Origin of the sequence: Niallia sp. (assembly GCF_031978665.1) — a bacterium.
In the GTDB taxonomy this organism is placed as follows: domain Bacteria; phylum Bacillota; class Bacilli; order Bacillales; family Cytobacillaceae; genus Niallia.
In genome coordinates this window covers 704-2,552 of record NZ_DALZDK010000012.1, presented here as the reverse complement: position 1 = coordinate 2,552, position 1,849 = coordinate 704, and the positions used below count along the sequence as shown (strand labels likewise).

The 1,849-nt window shown below is 39.5% G+C and carries 1 protein-coding gene; it reads left to right on the top strand.

The window, feature by feature from the left end:
* Nucleotides 1–86 precede the first annotated feature (86 nt).
* On the top strand, nucleotides 87–1,849 hold a 1,763-nt coding region (locus RTL21_RS08255), incomplete at its 3' end, for a vWA domain-containing protein (protein ID WP_312095163.1).

Here is a 1,849-nt window from a genome sequence, read left to right as displayed (position 1 = left end):
TCGAAAGAGCGATTAATCTTGCCAGCAGTGTTTTTCCGAATAATAGCGGGGGAAGAATTATTCTGTTTACAGATGGAAATGAAACAATGGGGAATCTTACTGAAGCGGCAAAATTGCTGAAAAATCGCTCGATCGAATTAGATACTGTGTTGCTCAATCCCCAATCATATGAAGATACTGCCGTTACCGAAGTAGAAGTGCCTTCCACTTTATACGAAGGAGAACAAGCATCAATTTCTGTAACGATTGAGAGTAATGTAGCAAAAACAGGAATTCTTCATTTCTATGAAAATAATCATAAAATAATTTCAACATCTATTAATATTAGAGAAGGAACCAATATCATTCCTATTCAGTTTCCAGTGAAACAGGCTGGATTAGTAACCTATAAAGCGGAAGTAGAATTGCAGAATGATGCATATGCTGAAAATAACAAGCTTCAGGTCGTTAATATGGTTAAAACGATTCCGCAAATTTTATTAGTGCAAAATAGTCAGAATGAAGCACTTGTTCAAACTTTGGAAGCAGCAGGATATAAGGTGGAGGTTCGTTCATCGATTCAGCTTCCTACCGTACTTTCTGGCTATTTGAACTATCAGTCGATTATCTTTAATAATATTGCGGCAACTGATATTACGGAAAATCAAATGAGTCTTATTGAAAAAAGTGTTAAAGACTTTGGCGTCGGTTTTCTTATGACTGGTGGGGAAAATAGCTTTGGATTAGGTGGATATTTCCAAACGCCTATCGAGAAGCTTCTACCTGTTGATATGGATATAAAAGGGAAAAAGGAAATGCCGTCATTAGCTTTAATGATTGTTCTAGACCGTTCTGGAAGTATGGATGGGCAGAAATTTTCGTTAGCGAAGGAAGCGGCAGCGAGATCGGTTGAACTGCTTCAAGAGACAGATACCTTAGGGTTTATTGCTTTTGATGATAAGCCATGGGTCATTGTGGAGCCAGAGCCTTTGAAAAATAAGGAGGAAGTAGTGGAGAAAATCCGGTCGGTACCAGTTGGTGGAGGCACCGAAATTTATAGCTCGTTAGTGGAAGCTTATGATCAAATTAGTGATTTAGATGTAAAAAGAAAACATATTATTTTACTAACAGATGGGCAGTCTGCAACGAATAATGATTATGAAGAATTAATTAATAATGGCAGTAAGAAAAATGTGACGATGTCAACGGTCGCTTTAGGCGCAGATGCAGACCGGAATCTTTTAGAGGAATTAGCAGATCTCGGAGCGGGCCGTTTTTATGATGTACAGGATTCTACGGTCATTCCTTCTATTTTATCAAGAGAAACCGTCATGGCAACAAGAACGTATATAGAGGATAATCCGTTTTATCCGCAAATAAAATCTGGCTATGGATGGGATTCTCTGTTTAGTGAAGGTGTACCAGAAATGAATGCTTATATCGCAACAACTACCAAATCAGAAAGCACTGTTCCGATCGTGAGCACAAAGGATGACCCGATTTTAGCAGAATGGCAATACGGTTTAGGTAAGACGATTGCGTTCACTTCTGACGTGAATGGAGCTTGGGCAGGAGACTGGGCTCGTTGGAACAAATGGAGCAGCTTTATCACCAAAATGGTCGCAAACACCTTGCCGCAGTACGACTCTGAGGCATATTCATTAGCTGTGGAAAAAGAGCAGGACCGAACTTTTCTAAGTGTTACAGCAGATCAATTATCCATGCTTCCGATTGAAACAACTATACTGTCGGAAAGAGGAGAAGTGGCGGAAGGAAATACAAAAATGGTTGCTCCTGGAAAGTATGAGGTGGATATTGGGAATGATCCCGGTCTTTATTTTATTCATGTCAAACAAACAGACAAGGATGG